The sequence below is a fragment of the Virgibacillus salexigens genome (assembly GCF_014905415.1).
Classification (GTDB): Bacteria; Bacillota; Bacilli; order Bacillales; family Amphibacillaceae; genus Virgibacillus; species Virgibacillus salexigens.
On the sequence record NZ_BNEO01000004.1, the window covers coordinates 124562 to 148508 of the forward strand.

21 protein-coding genes are annotated in these 23947 nt (G+C 36.4%); 16 read left to right on the top strand and 5 right to left on the bottom strand.

The genetic code is table 11. The features are described from left to right. The first annotated feature begins 50 nt into the window (after positions 1–50). Positions 51–1124: an undecaprenyldiphospho-muramoylpentapeptide beta-N-acetylglucosaminyltransferase gene (gene murG / locus JKP73_RS16325; protein ID WP_038245685.1), complete on the top strand. Its 1074-nt coding sequence runs from the start codon at positions 51–53 to the stop codon at positions 1122–1124. 61 nt (positions 1125–1185) lie between these two features. On the opposite strand, the gene JKP73_RS16330 is transcribed toward murG, so the two are convergent. The 3 genes from JKP73_RS16330 to JKP73_RS16340 are packed head-to-tail and all read right to left on the bottom strand — an operon-like array spanning position 1186 to position 4950. After that, the gene (locus JKP73_RS16330) at positions 1186–2325 is read right to left on the bottom strand and encodes a Ger(x)C family spore germination protein (RefSeq protein ID WP_200411552.1); all 1140 of its coding nucleotides are present in this window, start codon (positions 2323–2325) and stop codon (positions 1186–1188) included. Further along, a complete protein-coding gene (locus JKP73_RS16335) occupies positions 2315–3436 on the bottom strand; it encodes a GerAB/ArcD/ProY family transporter (protein WP_021292155.1) in 1122 nt (373 codons plus the stop codon). The genes JKP73_RS16330 and JKP73_RS16335 overlap by 11 nt, the downstream gene beginning before the upstream one ends. An 8-nt stretch (positions 3437–3444) precedes the next feature. Next, the gene (locus JKP73_RS16340; RefSeq protein WP_021292156.1) at positions 3445–4950 is read right to left on the bottom strand and encodes a spore germination protein; all 1506 of its coding nucleotides are present in this window, start codon (positions 4948–4950) and stop codon (positions 3445–3447) included. A gap of 480 nt (positions 4951–5430) precedes the next feature. Between JKP73_RS16340 and JKP73_RS16345 the strand changes: the two genes are divergently transcribed. The 4 genes from JKP73_RS16345 to JKP73_RS16360 all read left to right on the top strand — a co-directional run bounded on the left by JKP73_RS16345 (position 5431) and on the right by JKP73_RS16360 (position 10820). Next, a complete protein-coding gene (locus JKP73_RS16345) occupies positions 5431–7200 on the top strand; it encodes an ABC transporter ATP-binding protein (protein ID WP_038245673.1) in 1770 nt (589 codons plus the stop codon). After that, on the top strand, positions 7179–9206 hold the full coding sequence (locus tag JKP73_RS16350; protein WP_021292158.1) for an ABC transporter ATP-binding protein: 2028 nt from the start codon (positions 7179–7181) through the stop codon (positions 9204–9206). Before JKP73_RS16345 ends, JKP73_RS16350 begins: the two co-directional genes overlap by 22 nt. Before the next feature lie 21 nt (positions 9207–9227). Next, positions 9228–10049, top strand: a complete 822-nt coding sequence (locus tag JKP73_RS16355; RefSeq protein ID WP_031335755.1) for a S1C family serine protease — start codon at positions 9228–9230, stop codon at positions 10047–10049. Positions 10050–10112: 63 nt separating this feature from the next. Beyond that, positions 10113–10820 carry a PRC-barrel domain-containing protein gene (locus JKP73_RS16360; RefSeq protein ID WP_200411553.1) on the top strand — a complete coding sequence of 236 codons (708 nt, stop codon included), beginning with the start codon at positions 10113–10115 and terminating at the stop codon, positions 10818–10820. Positions 10821–10878: 58 nt separating this feature from the next. Here the strand turns inward: JKP73_RS16360 and JKP73_RS16365 are convergent, their stop codons facing one another. Then, positions 10879–12468: a BCCT family transporter gene (locus JKP73_RS16365; RefSeq protein WP_038245668.1), complete on the bottom strand. Its 1590-nt coding sequence runs from the start codon at positions 12466–12468 to the stop codon at positions 10879–10881. Positions 12469–12944: 476 nt separating this feature from the next. Here JKP73_RS16365 and JKP73_RS16370 point away from each other — a divergent pair, with 476 nt between their 5' ends. The 5 genes from JKP73_RS16370 (at position 12945) to JKP73_RS16390 (ending at position 17925) form a co-directional block, all read left to right on the top strand. Then, a complete protein-coding gene (locus JKP73_RS16370; RefSeq protein WP_021292162.1) occupies positions 12945–13841 on the top strand; it encodes a beta-keto acid cleavage family enzyme in 897 nt (298 codons plus the stop codon). Positions 13842–13847: 6 nt separating this feature from the next. Beyond that, positions 13848–14831, top strand: coding sequence for a 3-hydroxyacyl-CoA dehydrogenase NAD-binding domain-containing protein (locus JKP73_RS16375; protein ID WP_038245667.1), 984 nt, complete (start codon positions 13848–13850; stop codon positions 14829–14831). A 15-nt stretch (positions 14832–14846) separates the two neighbouring features. Continuing rightward, complete coding sequence (locus JKP73_RS16380) at positions 14847–15317, top strand: thioesterase family protein (protein WP_021292164.1); 471 nt, start codon at positions 14847–14849, stop codon at positions 15315–15317. A gap of 656 nt (positions 15318–15973) precedes the next feature. Continuing rightward, entirely contained in the window at positions 15974–16702 is a 729-nt protein-coding gene (sigI, locus tag JKP73_RS16385) for an RNA polymerase sigma factor SigI (RefSeq protein ID WP_021292166.1), read from the top strand. Continuing rightward, positions 16699–17925 carry an anti-sigma factor domain-containing protein gene (locus tag JKP73_RS16390; RefSeq protein WP_021292167.1) on the top strand — a complete coding sequence of 409 codons (1227 nt, stop codon included), beginning with the start codon at positions 16699–16701 and terminating at the stop codon, positions 17923–17925. The genes sigI and JKP73_RS16390 overlap by 4 nt, the downstream gene beginning before the upstream one ends. Before the next feature lie 67 nt (positions 17926–17992). Here the strand turns inward: JKP73_RS16390 and JKP73_RS16395 are convergent, their stop codons facing one another. Continuing rightward, on the bottom strand, positions 17993–18229 hold the full coding sequence (locus JKP73_RS16395) for a YhdB family protein (RefSeq protein WP_021292168.1): 237 nt from the start codon (positions 18227–18229) through the stop codon (positions 17993–17995). Positions 18230–18393: 164 nt separating this feature from the next. Between JKP73_RS16395 and JKP73_RS16400 the strand changes: the two genes are divergently transcribed. The 6 genes from JKP73_RS16400 (at position 18394) to JKP73_RS16425 (ending at position 23896) form a co-directional block, all read left to right on the top strand. Continuing rightward, positions 18394–19014: a YhcN/YlaJ family sporulation lipoprotein gene (locus JKP73_RS16400; RefSeq protein ID WP_021292169.1), complete on the top strand. Its 621-nt coding sequence runs from the start codon at positions 18394–18396 to the stop codon at positions 19012–19014. Positions 19015–19151: 137 nt separating this feature from the next. Beyond that, entirely contained in the window at positions 19152–19790 is a 639-nt protein-coding gene (locus JKP73_RS16405) for a class I SAM-dependent DNA methyltransferase (RefSeq protein WP_021292170.1), read from the top strand. Between the two features lie 25 nt (positions 19791–19815). Next, positions 19816–20277, top strand: coding sequence for an S-ribosylhomocysteine lyase (locus tag JKP73_RS16410; RefSeq protein ID WP_021292171.1), 462 nt, complete (start codon positions 19816–19818; stop codon positions 20275–20277). 15 nt (positions 20278–20292) lie between these two features. Continuing rightward, complete coding sequence (locus JKP73_RS16415; RefSeq protein ID WP_021292172.1) at positions 20293–21210, top strand: PLP-dependent cysteine synthase family protein; 918 nt, start codon at positions 20293–20295, stop codon at positions 21208–21210. 62 nt (positions 21211–21272) lie between these two features. Next, the gene (locus JKP73_RS16420; RefSeq protein ID WP_021292173.1) at positions 21273–22406 is read left to right on the top strand and encodes a bifunctional cystathionine gamma-lyase/homocysteine desulfhydrase; all 1134 of its coding nucleotides are present in this window, start codon (positions 21273–21275) and stop codon (positions 22404–22406) included. 119 nt (positions 22407–22525) lie between these two features. After that, entirely contained in the window at positions 22526–23896 is a 1371-nt protein-coding gene (locus JKP73_RS16425) for a dipeptidase (RefSeq protein WP_021292174.1), read from the top strand. Positions 23897–23947 lie beyond the last annotated feature (51 nt).

The window sequence follows — 23947 nt, forward strand, 5'->3', positions numbered from 1 at the left end:
ATATTATACCGTTTTATGAAGCAGTTTGAAAGAAGGGACGTTAACATCATATGAATAAAAAAAGGATACTGTTTACAGGTGGAGGAACAGCAGGCCATGTAATTGTAAATTTAGCGCTAATCCCATACTACCAAGAACAGGGATGGGAAATTGATTATATAGGATCTAAAGAAGGTATCGAACGGAATTTGGTTAGCGAGCTAGATGAAGTCACATACCATCCGATTTCTACGGGAAAATTGAGAAGGTATATATCGAAGGAAAATATAAAAGATCCATTTAAAGTATTAAAAGGTACTTTACAAGCAATAAATATCTTAAGGAAACGGAAACCATCTGTAATATTTTCTAAAGGTGGATTTGTATCTGTTCCTGTCATGCTGGCAGCTAAACTAACTGGTGTTCCAGCAGTGGTACATGAATCTGATTATACACCGGGCTTAGCCAATAAAATTGCCATGCCATTTGCACAAAAAGTATTAGCAACATTTCCAGAGACCCTTTCGTACCTTCCGGAGAAAAAATCTGAATACGTTGGTGCAGTCATACGTGATGAATTATTTCAAGGCAGTAGACAAAATGGTCTGGATATAACGGGCTTATCAGGTGAAAAACCGGTACTTTTGATTATGGGAGGCAGTGGCGGCTCTGAAAAAATAAACGAAACCGTTCGAAATTGTCTTCCGCAATTACTACCATTTTTACAAATCATTCATATTTGTGGTCATAGTAAAATGGATACAGAAATTAACGAACCAGGTTATAGGCAATTTGAATACATTAATGAGGAATTAAAAGATATGTTTGCTGCAAGTGATTTTGTGCTTTCTAGGGCTGGTTCAAATGCTATCTTTGAATTTTTAGCTTTACAGTTGCCAATGCTGTTAATTCCATTATCTCGTCAGGCTAGTCGTGGTGATCAGATTATTAATGCAAAATCATTTGCAGAGCGGCGTTATGCCAGAGTTTTAGAAGAGGAAGCCTTAACAGATGAGGCACTAATAGAAGAAATCAAGCAATTAACAAAATCAGCGCCAGTAATGGTTGATGCAATGAAACAATATAAAACAGAAAAAGCCAAGGATCGTGTAATCGAAATCATATCCGAGGTAAGAAAAAAATAAAAAGGCATGATAAATAAATTACAAAGGGAGCTTGTGGATAGCTCCCTTTACCTATGCAGCATCATCTAATCGTTCCGTATTCAACGATTTTTACATCTACCTTGTAATCCACGTCTATTTCAGGGTAGAGCTCATGCCATTGATCTCTTTTTAATTCCCCATTATTTTTATTAATTCGGTAAATTTCTCCGTATCCAAATGGATCTGCTTTCATTTTTTGTGTTTGTGTTAATAATTCTTCATACTGCTTTTTTACTTGTTTTTCAATTTGTTCTTCAAGTGTTGAAGTAACTTCTTCATTAGCTAAATCTAATTCTCGGGACAGCTCAAGTAAATTCATTTGGATGGTCACATCCGTTTGAAATTTAAGTTGTTTGGGATCGACTATTTTTGTATTCGTTCTTCCCTTGATAACCTTCCCATTTAATTGGATCGTCTCATTATCTTGACCAGAAAGAAAGTTTTGTAAATACTTTTCAAGCGGTTTTGCATCTACCCCAATATCAAACGGGGTAGAATGGATGGTTTTTAAAAACATATTAATTAATATTGCTTGATCTAGCGAAAGCTTCCCAACATAAACATCATCTTTGAACATGGCCATTGATGACAATGCTGGCGTCCCTTCTGCAGAACTAATAAGAGGTAGTACGGGATCTTGCCCCTTTTCAAAAAAGGCATGTGTAAAATCATATAGTTCTGGCTTTGGAATACTGTCATTCTCAATTTTCTGTTTGATTAACCCACTCATAAATAAGCCGACATTTATATTGGTTGCCTGCTGTCCTTGGGTAATAATTTCCTTTGCAGAAGAATCAGTAATTGCTAACAGTACCCTATCCGATGTGCGTGCATCACGCACTAGGGTATTTAAGTATGAAATGATTCCCTTTTCCGCTACATCTTTACCATATAATTCCAAACGTATTTGCCCTGGTGTTAATGTAAAACTGGTTTTGGTGTTTGCGTCATATCTAGCCTCTTTAATTGTTTTCCCTGAGCCGGAAGCAATCTTGGAAATGTCTGGACTTTGTGTATCAAATTGAAACATTACGAGTGTCGTATCAATTAATCCTTCAGCCAGTAAATCAATACCTCTAGCATTTATAATCGCTAATCTTTCTATTGGTTTCGTTTCCAGACAACCACTTAATAGAAGAATAGGAATAAAGCAGAGCAGCATAATGAGCTTATTTTTCATGATTAACAGCTCCTTTATTTTGAAAGATCCGCTTTTTTACGTAGACCAGAATAAGTAAAAGGAAGGGATAAATATATATAATCCAGAAACCAAGTTTGGCTGAAAAGTTAATTAACGCTTGAATAACATAATGTTCTTTTGTAAATATACTAGCGATTGCTAATAACGAAACAAGTACATATAAGGTAGTTTTTTGTGGGATTTTATAAAGTCGTTTTATCCCATAGATGACTGCCCAGCTGCATAATATCATGTTAGGGAGAGTGACCATCATCCACTCTGCAACAACAATATAATCAAATCGTTCTACAAAAGAGAAGGATTGAATCTTATATAGACCAAGTACTGACCATTCTCTAGCTTTTATTTCTTCTGGTGTAAAGAAACCAGTTACAACCACTGTCGCTGCCATTACAAGTAAAGCCGACCATAAAGCTCCTAAATAAACCGGGAGCTTTACTGATTTCTTATTTTGGACAAAGGGATAAAGTAAAAATAGAAGCTCAATGCCGCTAAATGTATAGGCTGTTTGTCGAGCCCCTTCTAACAGCTCCGTTAACGATGATTGAAACATTGGTTGGAAATGCGACCAATCCATTTCCCAAATGGGTTGGGCAAGTAACAATACCAACCAGTGGGATAGGATGAAAAACAAGAAGCAGACACCAATAATTACTCTAATTCCACCGATTGTACTGTATAAGATCAAAGCAACCAATAAAATAGCCATAAAAAAGTTATTAAGATCAGGAAAAATAAAAATAGTAACTACCTCAATATAGGTAATTAATACCGTAAATAAATTTAGAACGAAATAGGCGATATAGATCGTACCTAATAATTTGCCTATCCAATTCCCAAAAATGTCAATTTGAATACCAAAAATGTCTGCATTGTCATACGGTTTTAAAATCAGGAACATCACTGAAAGCAGAAGAACAATATATAAAAATGCAAGGATGACAGATATCCAGGCATCACGGCCAGAGGCTTCAAATATGATTCGTGGCACTCCCATAATGCCTACACCAATTTGAATGGATACGATAACAAAAAACAGGTAAAAGGATCTTATCTGTAAATTTGGTTTGATATTCAGATTAATCTCCACATTTTCACCTACTCATCTATGTCTTTCTTCTTTCTCGCCTTATCTTTGTCAAATCGGTACAGGTCTCTTAAGCGAAAGGAAACAAATCGTTTCGTTTGCATATTGTATGGAAGTCGGAATAAGGTCTTATTTAGATCCTGCCAATTGAATGGGTAGACAGGAGATAAATATGGTCTTCCCAATGAAGTTAATTTAAGCAAATGTATAATTAAAAAACAAATTCCAAACATAATTCCGATTAATCCTAGGACACCTCCAAGAATGATCATCGGAAAACGTAATACGCGTATGGTTGTACCCATTAAGTAACTAGGTGCTGTAAAGGAAGCTAGTGCGCTTAATGTAACCAAAATAATTAACGTATTGCTAGTAAGTCCTGCCTGTACAGCAGCAGTACCAACGACAACACCTCCGACTATACCCATGGTTTGACCTACTTTGGTAGGTAATCTTGCGCCGGCCTCTCGTAGTAATTCGATCAATAGCTCTAACAGCATTGCTTCAAAAATTGGAGGAAACGGAACATTTGCACGTGATTGACCAAGGGTGATGAGCAAGGGCATCGGGATGATCTCATAATGATAGGTAACCACCGCTACATACATAGGCGTCAACAAAACGGATATAACCATTGCTATGAAACGAAGAATACGAAAAAAAGATCCAATGTTCCATCGCATATATAAATCTTCCGTTGATTCCAAAAAGCTAAATAACGTAATGGGTGCGATAATACCAGTAGGACTATTTTCAACAAGTACACCAACTCGTCCTTTGGAAATGGAATAGGAAAAGCGATCAGGTAATTCCGTCTCATAAAACTGTGGAAAGATGCTAGATGAAGAGTCTTCAATTAGTTGGATCAAGACGGAACTGTCTTCAATTTCATCCACTTCCAATTCAACTAGACGCTGGCGCATCGTATTGATGTCATCCTGATTTGCGACGGATTTTAAATACGCTAATCGTAGTTCTTTAGGAGACTGTTCACCGACGATAATCTTTTCTAATACCAGGTCGTTTGATAATATCCCTTTTCTCGTAAGATTCATATTGGTAGCGAGTGATTCTGTAAAGGCAACCTGTGGACCAAGAACTAGTGACTCTGTTTCAGCCTTTGAAAGGTCTCTTTTTTCCTCTTTCTTTAATGGATAGGAGACTATTTCTTTTTCATTTTCAATATAAATGAAGACTTCTCCCATTAGGATTCCTTTTAATATGTCATCCATTGTCTTAGCTTTTTTTCCAGAACTGAGTGGAATTTGATTGAGAAGTTTCGTATTATCCCAGGATTGTTTACTATCTAATAAAGGCTTAAGCAGAGATGCTTCGACTTTATTCGTATCTATTAAATAGGTAACATAAAAAACAGCAAGCTGCTGATTTTGATGTTGGTAGATGGTATAGTTTAAGTCTGAATTGTGATCAAATTTGGTTTGTAATTGCCTTTTAAGATCTTCTAGATTTGTTGGAAAGATAGAGTTATCATTGCTTTTTTTTCTTGCTTTTCTCATACATACCATCCCATTCGTACGGTTTATATAAGTTAGTATGTCTGCAAGCGAGAGATATTATGTTAGAAAAGTGTTGACGCGTCATTAAAATTAATTTCAAAATTTGCAAAAAACATGTTGACTAAAAATTTTCTTAATACTATAATAATTGAGAATCAAAAAAGAGGAGGTCACGTATCATGCGAAAACAAATTACCCAGCAATCATTATTAACCAATTCTATATTCTCTGTGACCTCAAGCGGAAGAATGTAATATTCTTAGATTGTTTATCCGTATCGTTAAAAGGTCACCTATGTCTGTGACTTTTTTTATGGGTAAGTTGTCTATGTAACCATTACTTATCTCAATAAAACACGCATTCGTCATGGACGGATGTGTGTTTTTTTATGGGTGAATGATCCGACATGTTTGAGTAGGACAGAGAATATCAGCGGAAGAATTTTTTATGTAAAAGAAAAAAGAGAAGAAGGTGTAGGGAATGTTTGAGGTATTTATCAAGTTAACTTGGTTTTTTAAACATTATTGGAAACGATACCTCTTTGCAATTTTAGCTTTAATTATTGCAAGTGCGATTGGTTTAATACCACCTAAATTGGCAGGTTATACAATTGATCATATTCAATTTGAGACATTAACTTCCCAGTTATTAATGGCGATTATCGTTGGTTATCTCGTATTAATTATTGTTCACTATGCTATTTCCTATTTATGGGATTATACATTGTTTAGTGGTGCAGTCATTTTAGAAAGATGGATGAGAAGTAAATTGATGGATCATTTCTTAAGGATGACGCCAACATTCTTTGGTAAATATCGTACAGGTGATTTGATGGCACGTAGTACCAATGATTTAAAGGCGATTAGTTTAACAGCTGGTTTTGGCGTACTTACGCTCGTTGATTCGAGTATATTTATGTTAATGATTGTAGCAATAATGGGATTCACCATTAGCTGGAAGTTAACGTTAGCTGCTTTAATCCCATTACCAATAATGGCAATCGTAATGAATAAATATGGTTCAGCCATTCATAATCGATTTACAAAAGCGCAAGCGGCTTTTGGGGAAATGAATAATGACGTGCTCGAATCGATTCGGGGAGTAAGAGTAATACGAGCTTTTGTTCAGGAGAAGCAGGATGCAAAACGTTTTCATGCGATGACAATGGATGTATACGAAAAAAACATAGAAGTAGCTAAAATAGATGCTTTATTTGAACCTACAATGAAAATATTAGTAGGACTGTCTTATACAATTGGACTGGGCTATGGAGCTTTTCTTGTTTTCGATAATATTTTAACACTTGGGGATTTAGTAACATTTAACGTCTATTTAGGCATGCTTATTTGGCCAATGTTTGCTGTTGGCGAATTAATTAATATATTGCAACGTGGGAATGCTTCCTTAGATCGTATTAGTCATACGCTTGATTATCAATCTGATATTCAACAGCCAGCACATCCTATTCATGTACCAGACGTTATGACGGTGCAATATAACTCGGTATCCTTTGCTTATCCCTCGACGGAGAGCAAGCAATTAAAGAATATCTCATTAACGATAAATAAAGGGCAAACAATTGGGATAGTAGGAAAAACAGGTGCTGGAAAAACAACGCTATTTAAGTTATTACTACGCCAATATGCTGGGGTAGAAGGGAGAATAACAATATCTGATAAGAATATAGAGGATCTTTCCTTAGAAACAATTCGTTCTTGGATTGGATATGTTCCTCAAGATCAGGTCATGTTTTCTAAGTCTATCCGTGAGAACATTCAATTTGGAAAAGAGGCTGCAACAGATCAGGAAATATATCGAGTAATGGAATTAGCCCATTTTCTTAATGATATGAAGCAGTTGCCGAATGGCTTAGATACACAAGTCGGAGAAAGCGGTGTTACATTATCTGGCGGACAAAAACAACGCGTGGCTTTAGCGCGAGCCTTTATTAAAGATCCTGAGATATTAATATTAGATGATTCGCTATCTGCCGTAGACGGTAAGACAGAAGCAAAAATAATTGAGCATTTACGGCAAGAAAGGCAAAATAAAACAACTTTAATTGCAGCTCATCGTCTTTCCGCAGTGACACATGCTGACCATATTATTGTATTGGAAGATGGAAAAATTATTGAAGAAGGAACACACGATCAATTAAATCTTAATAATGGGTGGTATCAAAAACAATATCAACAACAACAATTAGCAGACAAAGAGGTGACCAATTCATGTCAACAGAGAAAAGGTTAGTCGCGTACGCATGGCAATTTAAAAAAGGAATTATTATTGGTCTCATTTGTTTAATTATTGCTGTTTCATTAGAATTAGCAGGTCCATTAATTGCTAAAAAAGTAATCGATGATCATATCCTTGGTGTCGAAGGCATTTGGCAACAGGTCGAATCAAATGATGACCGAAACACAGTCACTTATAAAGGGGATTACTATAAACGAAGTGATCGGTTAGAAGAGGAAGATAAGGCAATTGAGGGAGCATCAACCGTTTTAGGAATTGGTTCCAGTTATTATTTCGTTGATAAAGAAGTGACTTTACAGGGCAAACGGACGATCAATGGAAATTCCATAACGATTACAACTGGAAGTCAACAAATGGAGGTAATGGGAGATAAGTTATCGCTTTCTGAGATATATCCCTTTTTTAAACCTGAGCAAAGACCGATCCTATATTTATTAGGATTATATATGCTGTTGCTAATTATTGCTGGTTTCTTTCAGTTTTATCAGACCTTTTTATTACAGCAAGCATCCAATCATATTGTTAAAAAAATGAGAAATGATTTATTTACGCATATTCAAGGGATTCCGATTAATTATTATGTTGATCAGCCGGCAGGGAAAATAGTTGCCCGTATTACCAATGATACCGAGGCTATTCGAGATTTATATGAACGTGTTTTATCTATTGTCGTTACAAGTGTTATTTATATGGGTGGAATTTTTATAGCCTTGTTTATCTTGGATGTGAAATTAGCAGCATTATGTTTACTTATTATTCCTTTACTATATGGTTGGATGAAACTTTATAAACATTATGGGACAAAATATAATACTGTTATTAGATCAACCATAAGTGAAATAAATGGAAATATAAATGAAGCGATTCAAGGGATGTCAATTATTCAAGCTTTCCGGAGGGAAAAGAAAACAAAAGAGGATTTTGAGGTGTTAAACAACCGTCATTTTACGTTTCAGCGGAAGTTAGTCAAGTTAAGTGCGTTAACATCTTATAATCTGGTTACAGTTTTCCGTAATTTGGCATTTGTAGGCTTTATTTGGTATTTTGGTTCTTTTTCTTTAGAGCCAACTAGTGTGATATCAATTGGATTGTTGTACGCTTTTGTTGATTACCTTAACCGATTGTTTGAACCAGTTACAGATATCGTAAACCAGTTACCATTAATTGAACAAGCGAGAGTAGCGGGAAACCGTGTGTTTGAATTAATGGACTATAAAGGTGAAGCCGTTATTGATAAACCAGTCAAACGATATCGCGGGCATGTACATTTTGATCAGGTTTCCTTTGCTTATAATGACAAGGACTATGTATTGAATGAACTTTCCTTTGAAATAAAGCCAGGGCAAACTGCTGCATTTGTTGGTCATACTGGATCCGGCAAAAGCTCGATCATGAATTTGTTGTTTCGGTTTTATGATCCACAGACAGGAAAAATCACAATTGATGGTATCTCTACACAAGAGTGGTCAAGGCAACAAGTTAGAAGTCATATGGGGATTGTTTTACAGGATCCATTCTTATTTTCGGGTACGATTACCTCCAATGTGACTATGAATGATCCAACAATCACCAAAGAAACAGCGATAAAAGCGTTAAAAGCAGTAGGTGCCGACCGCTTTATTGAAAAATTACCGAATCAATATGAGGAAAAAGTTACTGAAGGAGGAACAACTTTTTCGTTAGGAGAAAGACAACTTATATCGTTTGCACGAGCTCTTGCTTTCGATCCTGCTATTTTAATTTTAGATGAAGCGACAGCAAATATAGATACAGAAACCGAGATGGTTATCCAACAGGCTTTAGAAGTATTAAAAGCAGGTAGAACAACATTAGTTATTGCCCATCGATTATCAACGATCCAGCAAGCTGATATTATTTTTGTATTAGATCATGGTAAAATTATGGAAAAAGGAAATCATAACGAATTAATGAAAGAAACTGGATATTATTATCAAATGTATCAGATGCAGCAAGGATTAAAAGCAAATTCTGCTGTCTAACGTCAATCAAACTTGGGGTGAATGATGAGCTCTAAAGATAAGCGGAAACGGGATATAATAGATGAAGATTTGTATGAAGAAATTGATGATGAAACGTTATTTGAATTAGTTGAGCAAGAAAGACAGCAAGCGTTAGCAAGAGAAAAAGAAGAAGAAAAACAAAAAAGACCCAAACGTCCATTTCCTAAATGGGCGTTTTGGTTAATCGCGTCAGTTCTATTATTAAATGTGATTGCAATAATCCCGCGTACTTTTTCAATTCCAGCCATTGATTTCTTAATTACTTCAGCACAGTTATCTCAAGAAGAGGATATCAAAACGTATCAGCAGGCCGTAGTTACCGTTGAAACTGGAGATTCAAAAGGAACGGGCTTTTCTATTTCGTCAGATGGGTTGATTCTGACAAATTACCATGTGGTGGAGGAAGCAAGCGAAATCATCGTTGCTTTTCCTAATGACAAACTTTATCCGGCTCATGTTAAGGAGATTCACCCATCCATTGATTTAGCAATATTGGATATTGATTCTGAAAATATGCCATATTTACAGTTAGCGAAAAATGCAGATATTCAAAAAAATGATGCTATCCAGTTTATTGGTAACCCACTTCAGTTTCATGGAATAGCTAATGAAGGAACCGTTATTGGTGAAACACAACTTCCTTCTTGGGATCGTAAGGTTATTATGCTTGATGCTCCTGTATACAGAGGAAATAGCGGTAGTCCAGTAATAAATAACAACGGAAAGGTAATAGGCATCATTTTTGCTACTTTAGACCATAAAAGCCATGGAAAAGTGGGATTATTTTATTCAATTGATTATTATTATGATTATCAAAGGTAAGGGCTGTTTGGAAGGAACAAAAAAAGGGTATGAGATCAGTAAACATTGAAGGAGGAAAATGAAATGTTCTTTACATCTGATTTGAAAGCCTACAATATTCATGCATCAGATGGAGAAATGGGGAAAGTCAAGGATTTGTATTTTGACGATCAAAAATGGACGATACGATATGCGGTTATAGATTCAAGAAAGTGGCTCCTAGGCAGGCGCGTGCTTATTTCTCCAACTTCCTTCCGAACGCTTAATGAAAGGGAAGAACTTGTAGAGGTAGAATTAGATAAAGATACCATTCGAAATAGTCCTACAATACCTGAAGAACATGCAATTACAAAAGATGTAGAAAATTCGCTCATTAGTTATTATGGTTGGGCAAGATATTGGACAGGAAATATGATTTGGGGAAACATAGATGAACCTTTTACCTCCCCTCGATCAAATGAGCAATCCGAAATACAAGAACAACGTTTACATGACATGCAGGCGTATGATTTGCGAAGCGAAGATGAAACATTAGGATATAAAGTACACGCGAATGATGGAAAGATTGGAACGGTTATCGATATGGTATTCGATACAGAGTATTGGAAACTAAGATATATGGTAGTACAAGATAGCGATACGTATACAGAAGAAGCATACTTGATTTATCCAATTGATAAGATTGAAACAGTGGATTGGTTTGAAGAAGATATTTATTTAAACGAGACATTAGCAGAAGCCAAGACAAATGCCGTATATAAATCGAAAGCTACTATATTGCCAAATTTATAAAATGTAATATCAGAAGGACTACGGTAGAGACAATCTACCGTAGTCCTTTTTTCTAAAATTAATTCTTTGATTTTGGATTTACATCCTTATCTTTTTTACTAATGTGAATGGTTGGATTTTTAAACTCTCTAGATGATTTAAGATCATGATTGGATGCTTTGATAAACGACCATGACAATAGGAACATGATGAATATGAGTGGAAAACCTGCAACGATGCTTGCTGTTTGTAATGCCTCAAGATCTCCGATAAACATTAGAACAAGCGGTAACAGACATAAAGTGAATGCCCAGAATAAACGATTCCATCGCATTGGTTCACCTTTCATTTGTTTTTGCACCACAGAGGCTAAGATATAAGAAGAAGAATCAAAGGTTGTTGCTAAAAATAGAACAGCTAATATGGTAAATGCGCCCACAACAACTTTTGCCATAGGAAGTTGATGGAGGATTGCTATGATAGCAGCTGGTGCTCCGTTTTCATTCATAAACCCGATGACATCAAATGTGCCAGAAAGTTGAAGGTAAAGTCCAAAGTTACCAAGAATCCCAAAGAATAAAATGCAGCCCAACGTACCATATATCATCGTACCAAGAATCATCTCACGAATTGTTCTGCCTCGGGAAATACGTGCAACAAATAAACCAACGAATGGTGCGTATACAACCCACCATGCCCAGTAGAAAACCGTCCATGATTCTGGGAATCCAGTTTCCGAAAATCCGGCCAAGTCTCTAAATGGCTCTAACCATGTAGCCATGCGGAAGAAATTATCTGCAAGAATACCAATACTAGAAAAAGTCGTTTCACTAATAAATACAGTTGGTCCAAAGATAAATACAAAAGCCATTAATAGAATCGTTAACCAAATACAAACATCACTTAATACCTTAATTCCTCTACGTAACCCAGAATAGGCACTGACGGCAAAGATTACGGTACATAACAACATGATGACTGCTTTTAAGCCTAATGTAACTGGTATACCGGTTAGGTCATGGATTCCTTCTGCAATCATAGGCGTTCCTAATGCTAACGTTGTTCCAGCACCACCCATAAGACCGAACATAAACAATATATCAATGATATTGCCTACGGGGCCATCAACATACTTTCCTAATACTGGTCGGACAGCTTCGCTAATTTTCAAAACAGGCTTTTTTCGTACATAGTAAAAGTATGCGATAGGGAGAGCAGGTAAAGTATAGATGGCCCAAGCAATCGGCCCCCAATGAAAAATTCCATACGTAGATGCCCATTGAATAGCTTCATTTGATTTAGGTTCTACTCCAAATGGCGGCCCTTGATAGTAATAAGCCCATTCAATCATTCCCCAATAAAGGATACTAGAGCCGATCCCAGCAGCAAATAGCATTGCTGCCCATGAGAACGTATTAAATTCTTTTTTGTCATCTTTATTCCCTAATTTGATTCGTCCATTCTTACTAAATGCAACAAATACAAGAAACAGAAAACATCCAAGCCCTAATATTAAATATAGAATTCCAAAATTACCAGTCATGAAAGAATTGGCTAGATTAATTACTTCAGCCCCAGCTTCTGGAAAGAAAATCAGAGGCAGAGAAACACCTAATAATATAAATAAGGCCCCTAAGAAGGTTGGCCAATCGATTAGTTTAAAATTCATATAGTAATCAAACACCTTTCCTATCATAAATATAAAATTTTCCGATTTAAAGGACTTTATTATCTTAGCAAACCAAACTAGCCCACACAAACATCAAATAACTTATAAACTTTATAAATTTTATTATTTATAAAGTTTATAATGGTTGAGTTAGCTCATTCTCTCATATGCTCCCATATTCTAGTTGAATTGATATTTTTTATTTTTGTACATGCATGTTACAGTTTCTACGTAAAACAAAGATTGATATGTCGTCACGATGATGAAGTAATAAATTTCTTGTTGAGAAAAATCCTAACGGTTACTGAGCTGGTTCCCTTTACTTCCATTTTATCCAGTAGGTAAAGAGAGACAATCAGATAGTAGTACAATAACGAAATAGAGGTACAAAATGAGATCCTGATGGAAATCAATTTATTTTTTGGAAGTGGCGAAGTAGTCGAACATATGCATCAGAATAGATAGGAGGAAGAAGAATGAATAATCGAAAAGTTATATTATCTTGTGCAATAACAGGTGCTGGCGAGACAGCTGAAAAAAGCCCGCATGTACCGGTAACGCCAAAAGAAATTGCAGATTCAGCAATTAAAGCAGCTAAGGCAGGTGCGACCATTGCACATATCCATGTACGTGATCCAGAAACGAAAAAATTGAGTCATGATGTTCAATTATTTCAAGAAGTTGTAGAGCGAATTCGTGCGTCTGAAACAGATGTTATTATAAATATTACTGCCGGTGGTGGTGGCGATTGGATACCTAGTGATGCAGACCCAACAAAAGGGGGACTAGGAACGGATATTCAAACACCAGAGGAACGTCATGAACCAGTTGGTTTGTTACTTCCTGAAATATGTACCTTAGATTGTGGTAGTGTGAACTTTGGTGATCAAATTTACATTAGTCCGGCAAATTGGTTACGTAAGCAGGCTCAACTAATAAAAGATAGTGGTGTTAAACCAGAACTTGAATGTTTTGATACGGGTCATATACGGTTTGCAAATCAATTAATGAAAGAAGGGTTAATTGAAGGGGATCCTTTATATCAATTCTGTCTTGGGATTCCTTGGGGAGCAGATGCTGATGCTGAAACAATTGCCTACATGAAAAGTCGTTTACCTGAAAATGGAAAATGGGCTGCTTTTGGGATCGGAAGAATGCAACTACCGATGGTTGCTGAATCTGTTATCCAAGGAGGAAATGCACGTGTTGGTCTAGAGGATAACTTGTATATAAAGAAAGGTCAGCTTGCTACGAACGAAGAACTCGTAGATAAAGCAGTAGAAACGATTCATGGTTTAGGTCATGAAGTAATGAGTCCCGTGGAAGCGCGTAATTATTTAAATTTAAGAAATCCACATGAAAGAGGAGAATAATCAGAGATGTCAGTACAAACTTCAAATACAACAACAAAGATAAAAAATATAACCGTCGTCGGGACTGGTGTCATAGGGAATGGATGGATAACTAGATTCTTAGCAAATGGCTATCATGTAACTGCTAGTGATTTAGATCCTAAAGCAGAAGCACGCACACGCGAAGCTGTTTCAAGGGCATGGCCAGCCATGGAAAAAAAGGGGCTAACAAATGGAGCTTCTTTAGATAATTTATCTTTCGAAAGTGATCTGGGAAAAGCTGTTTCAAATGCTGACTTTGTTCAAGAAAATGTTCCTGAAAGAGAAGAACTAAAGCGTCAGGTTATAGCAGAAATTGACAAATATGCACCAGAAGAAACAATTATTGCATCTAGTACTTCAGGTATTCTTCCAAGTACATTGCAAGCTGATTGTAGCCTTTATCCAGAAAGAGTAATTGTTGCACACCCATTTAATCCAGTTTATCTAATGCCTTTAGTTGAACTTGTAGGTGGACAAAAAACGTCTTCTTCTTCAATTAATGTCGCTAAAAGTGTCTATGATGGTATGGAAATGAAGCCACTCGTTATTCGAACAGAAATCGAAGGACATGTGGCTGACCGATTAATGGAAGCTATCTGGAGAGAGGCATTGCACATTGTTAATGATGGAGTAGCAACGACTGATGAAGTAGATGCGTCCATTGTATATGGGCCAGGATTACGCTGGGCATTAATGGGTCCTTTCATGACCTTGCATATGGGTGGAGGTAAACAAGGAATGGCACATTTACTCGAGCAATTTGGTCCAGCTCTTAAACTTCCATGGACAAAATTAGAAGCTCCAGAATTAACTGAGGAGCTCTCTGAAAAAGTTATTAGTGGTTGTGAACAACAAACTGCAGGAACAACGATGGAAGAATTAGAAGAACGACGTGATCAGTTTTTAATTGAACTGCAGGATTTAGTAAAGAAATATTGGCCAGCAGCAACGATTAAAGGCGAATTATAGAAAGAGGGTTTGGAAGTGACGTCAAAAGTAATTTTAGAAGATCGGGTAAGAAAAGAATGGATTGACTATAATGGGCATATGAACGATGCAGAGTATGGGCGTGTATTTAGCTGGGCTGTCGATCGATTAATGAAGCTTGCAGGTATTGATGATTCCTTTCGTGAAACAGAACAATACACCATGTACACATTAGAAACACATATCTGTTATTTAGCAGAAATGGAGTATAATGAGCCACTCGAAGTACATGTACAATTGCTGGATTATGATGCAAAACGTATACATGTTTTCTTTGAATTAATGGGGTTGAATGGGAAACGAGCCGCTTCGAGTGAACAAATGTTAATGGGTATGAATCAAGCGACTGGTAAACCGTCACCTTTTCCTGATCAAATATTGTCAAAAGTTAAAGAACTTGCTTCTATGTATACACCGGCTGAAAAGCCGAAAGAAGCTGGAAGGGTAATAGGAATAAGGAAAAAATAAATAATACGTTGTTTCATCAAAGCTGTCGAGACACTTCTCGACAGCTTCTTATATTTAAAGTATTTTATAAAATGATCGTTTCATTATATTCTTATTATTCATAAAATCATACAATATAAGCAAAAAGTCACAGGTAAAAATTGATTAAAGACATTGTAAAGAAATTATTACATAATAGGTGAAGAGAGTAATTATTATTTAAAGAAAATGTAACGGGTTTGTGGTAGCCACACGGTATTCGTTACGTTAAGATAAAATGACTTGTCATATGAAATTACGACAAGATACATCATAATATTCGTAGTGTAACAACCTTATTTTGGGGACTAGCCTCAAAACGTAATAAAAATTTAAAAAATGAACGGGTATATATAGCTTGTTAGAATGAATAATTAAACCTATTAAACGTGTAATAACGGGGAGCAATACCCGTAACGAGAATCAATTGCTTTAACTGAAATAAGTAGGGTTGAAAGAAAAAACCCGACAGACCGAAGATATATTTTATTGAAACTAATAATAAAAGATGGTGAATACATCGTGACTAATAAATTAATGAATGATTATAAATGGAATGAATGTGAATATGGAAATAGTACGGCCAAAAATATTTCAAACAACTCGAAAATTATAATGGCTAGGGGGGCTTTTAATTGATGGTGAGTAAATCATTAAAAGATATTCCCTTAGAAGAAATGATACTTTCAGCCCAGCAAGGAGACCAGACTGTCCAAAATTATCTATTAAAAACATATCAACCTTTTATTGCAAAATGTGTTTCAGAAGTCTGTAAACGGTATATTGATCCTAAAAAGGATGATGAATTCAGTATTGGACTTTCAGCTTTTAATGAAGCAATTTTATCCTATTCACCAGAGAGGGGTAGCTCCTTCTTATCCTTTGCAAAACTGGTGATTAAACGGAAGGTAATTGATTACATTCGGTATGTTCAAAAACGCCCAGCTGCAGTTTCTTTAGATGAAACATATGATGCGGAACAGATGGAAAACCCTACAGAAATTCTCGCAGTAAAGGAACAGTATCAATTAGAGCAGGATTCATGGTATCGTAAACAAGAAATACTTGATTTTAAAGAAAAGCTAAAACTATATAAAATGAGTTTAGCTGAATTAACAGAGGTATCGCCGAAACATAGAGATGCCCGTGAATCAGCGATACGAACAGCAAGGGTATTATGTGAAAAGCCTGAGTTAAAAGAGTATGTGATAGCGAAACGAAAGTTGCCAATTAAAGAACTGGTAAAAAACGTTGATGTAAGTAAGAAAACACTAGAACGTAATCGAAAATATATATTAGCGATTTTTATTGTACTTACAGAAGACTATCTATATCTTAAAGACTATTTGAAGGGGGTGGGTCAGTGAAGAAAGGGATCATCATGGAACAGCATCGAAAGTATATGATTGTTCTTACAGAAGAAGGTGTATTCTATAAGGCAATCCCTGTTAAGAATGTTGAAATTGGAGCTGAAGTTACTTTTAAACCAATCCCAGCACAAAAGCGTTTTCATTTCTTGTCTCGTGGTCATAAAATGAATATGCCAATGCGTTTACTTGCTTTAGTAAGTATCATGCTTTTATTTGTGCTGCCTTTTTATTTTCTTATGGATAATAAAAAAACATATGCTTATGTTGGAATAGATATAAATCCCAGTGTAGAATTACAAATCAGTGAAGATTTGCAAGTCCAATCCATTCGTCCTATTAATAATGATGCTGAAAACATTGTAGGCAAGCTAGGTGAATATCAGGGAAAAGCATTGGAAGATGTAATACATATGATTATGGTTGAAAGTGAAGAGACTGGCTTAATTAATAATCAAAAACATATGTTAGTAGGAGTAAGCTTGATTCAAAATAATAAAGGTTCATCTATAATCGAGAGAATGCAACGCTATTTTCAAGTAGAAGGTTCCGAATGGGATATTGCAACTTATTATGTTCCAGATGAAATCAGGCAGGAAGCAGAAGATAATCACATGTCTATGAATGAAGCGATGGCTGCGGCAATACAAGAGAAGGATGATACGTTAACTAAAAACACTGATTCAGAAACGAAATTGGATGATGAGGATAGAGCTATTATTAATTCATTTTATAATTCTAAAAAAGAAAGTGATTCCGAAAGTAATTCTGAAAAGGTGTCAGAACAAGATTCATTGACGGATCAAACCAATGCTAAGGATAAACAAAAGAATAATCCACAATCAGAAAATAATAAAGAGCAGCAAGAAAATCCAATACAATCGAAGGCTCCATCAACGTCATCAGCAAAAAATAGTAGTAAAAATGAAGATACCAAACAGACAGAAGAGAAAGACCAAGCGAAATCTAAAAAGAAACCTACAAATACAAAAAAGAATGAACATAAACAAACGGATAGGGACAATCATAAATGGGAGAAAGATAAGCAATGGTATCAAAAGCGCCATCATGATAATGAATATGAAGATGAAAGCGACTACAATTGTGGTCGAGAAGAGAAGAAAAGCCATGGATATAGACATAAATACGGTGATGATGAAGAAGATACAGATGATGATAAAGAGGATAGAGATGATGAAGATGAAAGAGAGTACGATGATTAAATCGAATTAACGAGTAGAATAAACAAATGAAGTAACACAGACCATGTGGTAAGGTCTGTGTTACTTTTTATACTTTCATCGTAACTGTGGATTCATATTTCATTGCATGATCCAAGTAATAAAGCAGATTGTCATGAGATTCCATAATTGTTCGTTCATCAAGTGAATAATGAAAAGCGTGCAGAAAATGTTGAATTTTTTTTGAGAGAAGATCATCATTTGTTCGTACCATAAGTACAAGCAAATCGTCCCAATGTCCCCAAAGCGTATAGTAAAGTGCTTTATCATAATCAGGAATATCCATTTTACCCCTCCTTAAATTGTAAGGGTTATTCCATAGTGTCCCCATATTATATATATATTGTCTGAAACAAAAATGGTGTATTTGCCATAAAAAGGCTAAATAAAAAAAGTATAATAACTCAACCTTGAATCATACTAAGGGCAAAACAAAGGAGGTAAATACACATGAAAATAAAATTAGTTAGTATTCTTGCTGTACTTGGTATTGTGCTAATGGGATGTGCCAATACAGATGATAACAACAATAATCCAGACAATGGAGCGGAAGAAAACGCAGAACAAACAAGATATAATAATACTGGCGATGGCATGGCAGGTGACCGTGATTATGAGATGAGAAGAACATCGGAGCGAGATCAGGAAAATAATAATGCTGATCGTTATGATGTTTCAAAAGAAGCAGCTGACAAAATAACCAATGAAATTGATGAAATTGATCGTGCATACGTTGTAACTACGGATAACAACGCTTACGTTGCGGCAGGTCTAGACAAGAATGATGCAAATACCGAGAATAAAAATACAGCAGATAATACGAATACAAATAATACAAACACAAATAATGCGGATAACGGAAATGAAGTTACGGATGCAGTAAAATCAAAAATTAAAGAAATTGTTCAGTCTGTTGATAAAGACATAGATAATGTATATGTCTCAACTAACCCGGATTTTCTTAACTTAACGCAAAATTATGCGGAAGATGTGGATAATGGAGAGCCAGTAGAAGGGTTTTTTGATCAATTCGGTAATATGGTTGAACGCTTATTCCCGCAAAATCGTTAATGATAAACGAGTGGCCCAATTTCAAGGCTACTCGTTTTTTCTTTTAAAAAATAGGAACTTATTATATAATTATACATATAATTCTTACTATCCATAGTGTTTTAGTAAGGATTAATTTATTTTTGGAGCTGAAAAACATGGGGAGAGAGTTTCTATCGATTTTTGATGATTGGGCAAATCAATACGATGACAGTGTGGCAGGGATGGATCCGCAATATGCACGTGTCTTTGCTAACTACAATCATATTTTAGATACAGTGGTTTCCTATACGGAAGGCAGCGTGTTAGAGTTTGGAATAGGGACTGGGAATTTATCTCAAAAGCTCATTGAAGCAGGGCATGAGTTTGTCGGAGTTGAACCATCGTTAGCGATGCGTGAAATTGCTAATAAAAAACTTCCAAATGTCCAAATAGTCGAAGGGGACTTCCTTCACTTTCCAGCTTTCACAGAAAAGGTAGACACCATTGTAAGCACCTATGCGTTTCATCACTTAACGGATACGGAAAAGGAGAGTGCTATTAAACAGTTTTCAGAATTGCTGCCAATAGGTGGAAAAGTAGTATTTGGAGACACCGTGTTCATTACTGAAGAAAAAAAACACAAGGAAATAGATCATGCAAAAAAACATGGTTATATGGATCTTGCAGAAGACCTACAACGGGAGTATTATCCAACAGTAACGGTTTTAAAAAGTATCTTCACCTTGTATAATTTTGATATAGCAATGAAACAAATGAATGACTTCGTTTGGTTAATCGTAGCTACGAAAAAATAGTATATTTCGAAAAGGAGCGGTTATCATGGCAAAAAAAATGAATGTAGAAAGTTTTAATCTTGATCATACAAAAGTGAAGGCACCATATGTTCGTTTAGTTGGCGTTACAGAAGGGGCTAATGGGGATAAAGTATATAAATATGATATTCGGTTTAAACAACCTAATAAGGAACATATGGATATGGATGGATTACACTCCATTGAACATTTAATGGCAGAGAATATCCGTAATCATATGGATAATGTATTAGATATTGGTCCTATGGGATGCCAGACTGGCTTTTATTTATCTATTATGAATCGTGATCAATATGAGGAAGTATTAGAGGCCTTTGAACACACCTTAAACGACGTTCTAGAAGCCCGGGAAGTACCTGCTTGCAATGAGGTACAATGTGGCTGGGCAGCAAATCATAGCTTAGAAGGGGCAAAAAAAATTGCCCAGGAAATGTTAGATCATCGGAACGAATGGCATCAAGTATTCTAAAGGCAGGAGAAATGGATGACAGTTTACAAGTCGATTCAGCATATTATCGGAGATACCCCATTACTTGAGTTAACGAACTTTTCATTACCAAAGGATGTCCATTTATATGCTAAATTAGAGTTTCTAAATCCTGGAGGAAGCATTAAGGATCGATTAGGAGTTGCGTTAATTCAGGATGCCTTAACGAAAGAGAGAATCCATCCAGGTGGTACCATTATTGAACCGACAGCTGGAAATACCGGTATTGGTTTAGCGATTGCGGCAATATCACATAATCTTTCCGTTATCTTATGTGTACCAGAACATTTTAGTACTGAAAAACAAACACTGATGAGAGCTTTAGGAGCAACGATTGTTTCTACTCCTCGGGAATTAGGAATGAAAGGTGCAATACAGAAGGCGGAGCAGTTATTAGGGGAGATACCGAATAGTTACTCTCCACAGCAATTTACTAATGAAGCTAATCCAACTACCTATTATCAAACAATGGCTCCAGAAATTTGGTCAGACTTAGAAGGGAAAGTAGATATATTTGTTGCTGGAGCAGGGTCTGCTGGAACGTTTATGGGAACGACCAGATACATGAAAGAAAGGAATAAACAATTAAAAGCGGTTATTGTAGAGCCAGAAGGTTCAATTATTGGCGGTGGTGAGTCTGGGTCTCATCGGACTGAAGGTATTGGAATGGAATTTTTTCCTGAATATATGGATCATTCCCTGATAGATCTGGTTTATACTGTACCGGATGATAATGCTTTTGATTTAGTTAAAACCTTGGCGGAAAAAGAAGGATTACTCGTTGGGAGTTCTTCTGGTTCTGCAATGTATGCCGCACTGAAGGAAGCAGAGCTTGCCTCTCCAGGCACAACGATTGTGACAGTATTTCCAGATGGAAGTGATCGTTATTTAAGCAAGGATATTTATCCTAGATAAAAGAAAAGAATAAGAAAAGCGGTTTTCAACTCAGCTGCTTTAATGTATGAAGGAGAATCGGAATGCGAAGAAAAACAAAAATGGTTCATGGTGGTATTACTGGTGATAAGCAAACAGGTGCGGTTTCAGTACCTATATATCAAGTAAGTACCTATGAGCAAAACAACGTTGGTCAACATCGCGGATATGAATATTCTCGGACCGGTAATCCTACTCGGAATGCGCTGGAAGAGGTAATTGCTGATTTAGAAAATGGTCAGGCAGGTTTTGCTTTCGGCTCTGGAATGGCAGCAATAACATCAGTAATGATGTTATTTAATACTGGTGACCATGTACTATTAACAGACGATGTTTATGGTGGTTCTTATCGGATGATGACAAATGTATTGAATCGATTTGACTTAAGTCATACATTTGTAGATACAAGTAATCCAAAAAAAGTAGAAGATTCGATAAAACCAAATACAAAGGCTTTGTTTATTGAGACACCTACGAATCCGCTTTTAAAAATTACCGATTTACAGAAAATGGCCGCTATTGCCAAAAAACACGACTTACTCCTTATTGTGGATAATACGTTCGCTACTCCTTATTGGCAATTACCATTAGATTTGGGTGCTGATATAGTATTGCATAGTGCAACGAAATATATAGGTGGGCATAGTGATGTAGTAGCTGGACTTGTAGTTGTTAATTCCGAGAAGCTTGCTGAACAAATTCATTTTATCCAAAACTCTGTGGGAGCAATATTAGGGCCACAAGATGCTTGGCTATTAATGCGAGGGATTAAAACTCTAGGTCTACGCATGGAGGCAATTGAGGCAAATACGAGAAAACTTGTAGCTTTTCTTGAAAGTCATCCACAGGTAACGAAGGTTTATTATCCTGGACTTAAGAAACATCAAGGCCATGAAATAGCAATGCAGCAGGCAAAAGGCTCTGGAGGGATGGTTTCATTTGATGTTGGAAGTAGTAAGGCAGCAGAGACAGTGATTGAAAAAGTAAACTACTTTACTTTGGCAGAAAGTTTGGGAGCGGTAGAAAGTTTGATCTCAGTCCCTGCAAAAATGACACATGCATCGATCCCGAGGGAGCGGAGGCAAGAGCTGGGTATTACAGATGGCTTAATTCGCTTATCCATAGGTATTGAAGATAGTGAAGATTTAATTGAGGATTTGGAACAGGCACTGGAATAGATAGACAAGGCAGCTATTGCTGCCTTTTTTATTATGTCAGCGGTATTGTCCAATAGGTGTTTTGTAAATGTATATGGTAAAATGATACATATTAGAATTTTCAAGTAGGAGGCTTTCGAATGAGTGAAAAAGCGCTCGTGTATTTAAAAAATAATCGAGAACAATTACTAAACAAATTATCAAATTTTTTGGAAATTCCGAGTGTAAGTACGGATCGTGCACATAAAGAAGATATTCATCATGCTGCGGATTTTATCGTTACGTATTTACATGATATTGGCTTCGATTTTGCTGAGAAACAAGCAACTTCGGGTCATCCTCTCGTCTATGGCGAATACAACAGGGCTGGTTCCAATGCGCCAACTGTACTTTTTTATGGCCATTACGATGTACAGCCAGCAGATCCTCTTGAACTATGGGATAGTCATCCATTTCGGCCAGAAGTAAGAGATGGCCGATTATATGCTCGAGGTGCTAGTGATGATAAGGGACAAGTGTTTATGCATCTTGCTGTATTTGAAGCGTATTTGAAAGCGGAGGGGAAGCTCCCGCTGAATGTTAAAGTATGTATAGAGGGAGAAGAAGAAATAGGCAGCGAGAATTTATATGAAGTGCTTCACTCAAAAAAAGAACAATTCGCGGCAGATTTTGCCGTTATATCCGATTCTGGTATGGTCGCTAAGAATCAACCAACCATCTTATATGGATTGAAAGGCTTTACCGGAATCGAAATCAATGTCACTGGCCCGGACCACGATTTACATTCAGGAATGTATGGCGGTGCAATTCGGAATCCATTGATGGCTCTAAGTCATATACTTGCCTCCATGAAGAACGAAGAAGAAGTGATTACCGTCGAGGGTTTTTATGACGGTGTAGAGCCGCTTGCGGAAGAAGAAAAAAAGCTGATTGATCAGGTTCCAGGAGAAAGCTATTCTGAAGCAACAGGAGTTAACGAGACTGCTTCAGAGAAAGGTTACACGGCTAAAGAACATACGATGGGTCGTCCTACATTTGAAGTTAATGGTATGTACGGTGGGTATCAAGGAGAAGGAACAAAAACAATTATTCCTTCAACAGCTACAGCTAAGATTACGTGCCGGTTAGTCCCTGGACAAGATCCTGTTAAAATTCAACAGCTGTTAGAGGAACATGTAATGAATGTTGCCCCTGCAGGAGTTACAGTAGATGTTAAAAAGGAAAAGTTATCTGCGAAAGCTTATAAAGTAGAACCAAACCATCCATTAATTACCAAAGCTGCAACTGCCTACACGAAGGCATTTAATAAAGAGACTGTTTTTGTTAGAATGGGTGGATCCATTCCTGTGGTGGAGTGGATCGAAGCAATCTATCAAATGCCAATTGTATTGTTAGGTTTTGGAACACCAGACGATCGGCTTCATTCGCCAAATGAAAGCTTTCCAATTGATAGTTTTGATAAAGGGATGGAAACCCTTATATATTATTGGAATGAAGTAGGTAATCAATAAAAGCAGGATTATAAATATTTGGGTCCTTTCTCTAGCGGCAAGGACCCTTTT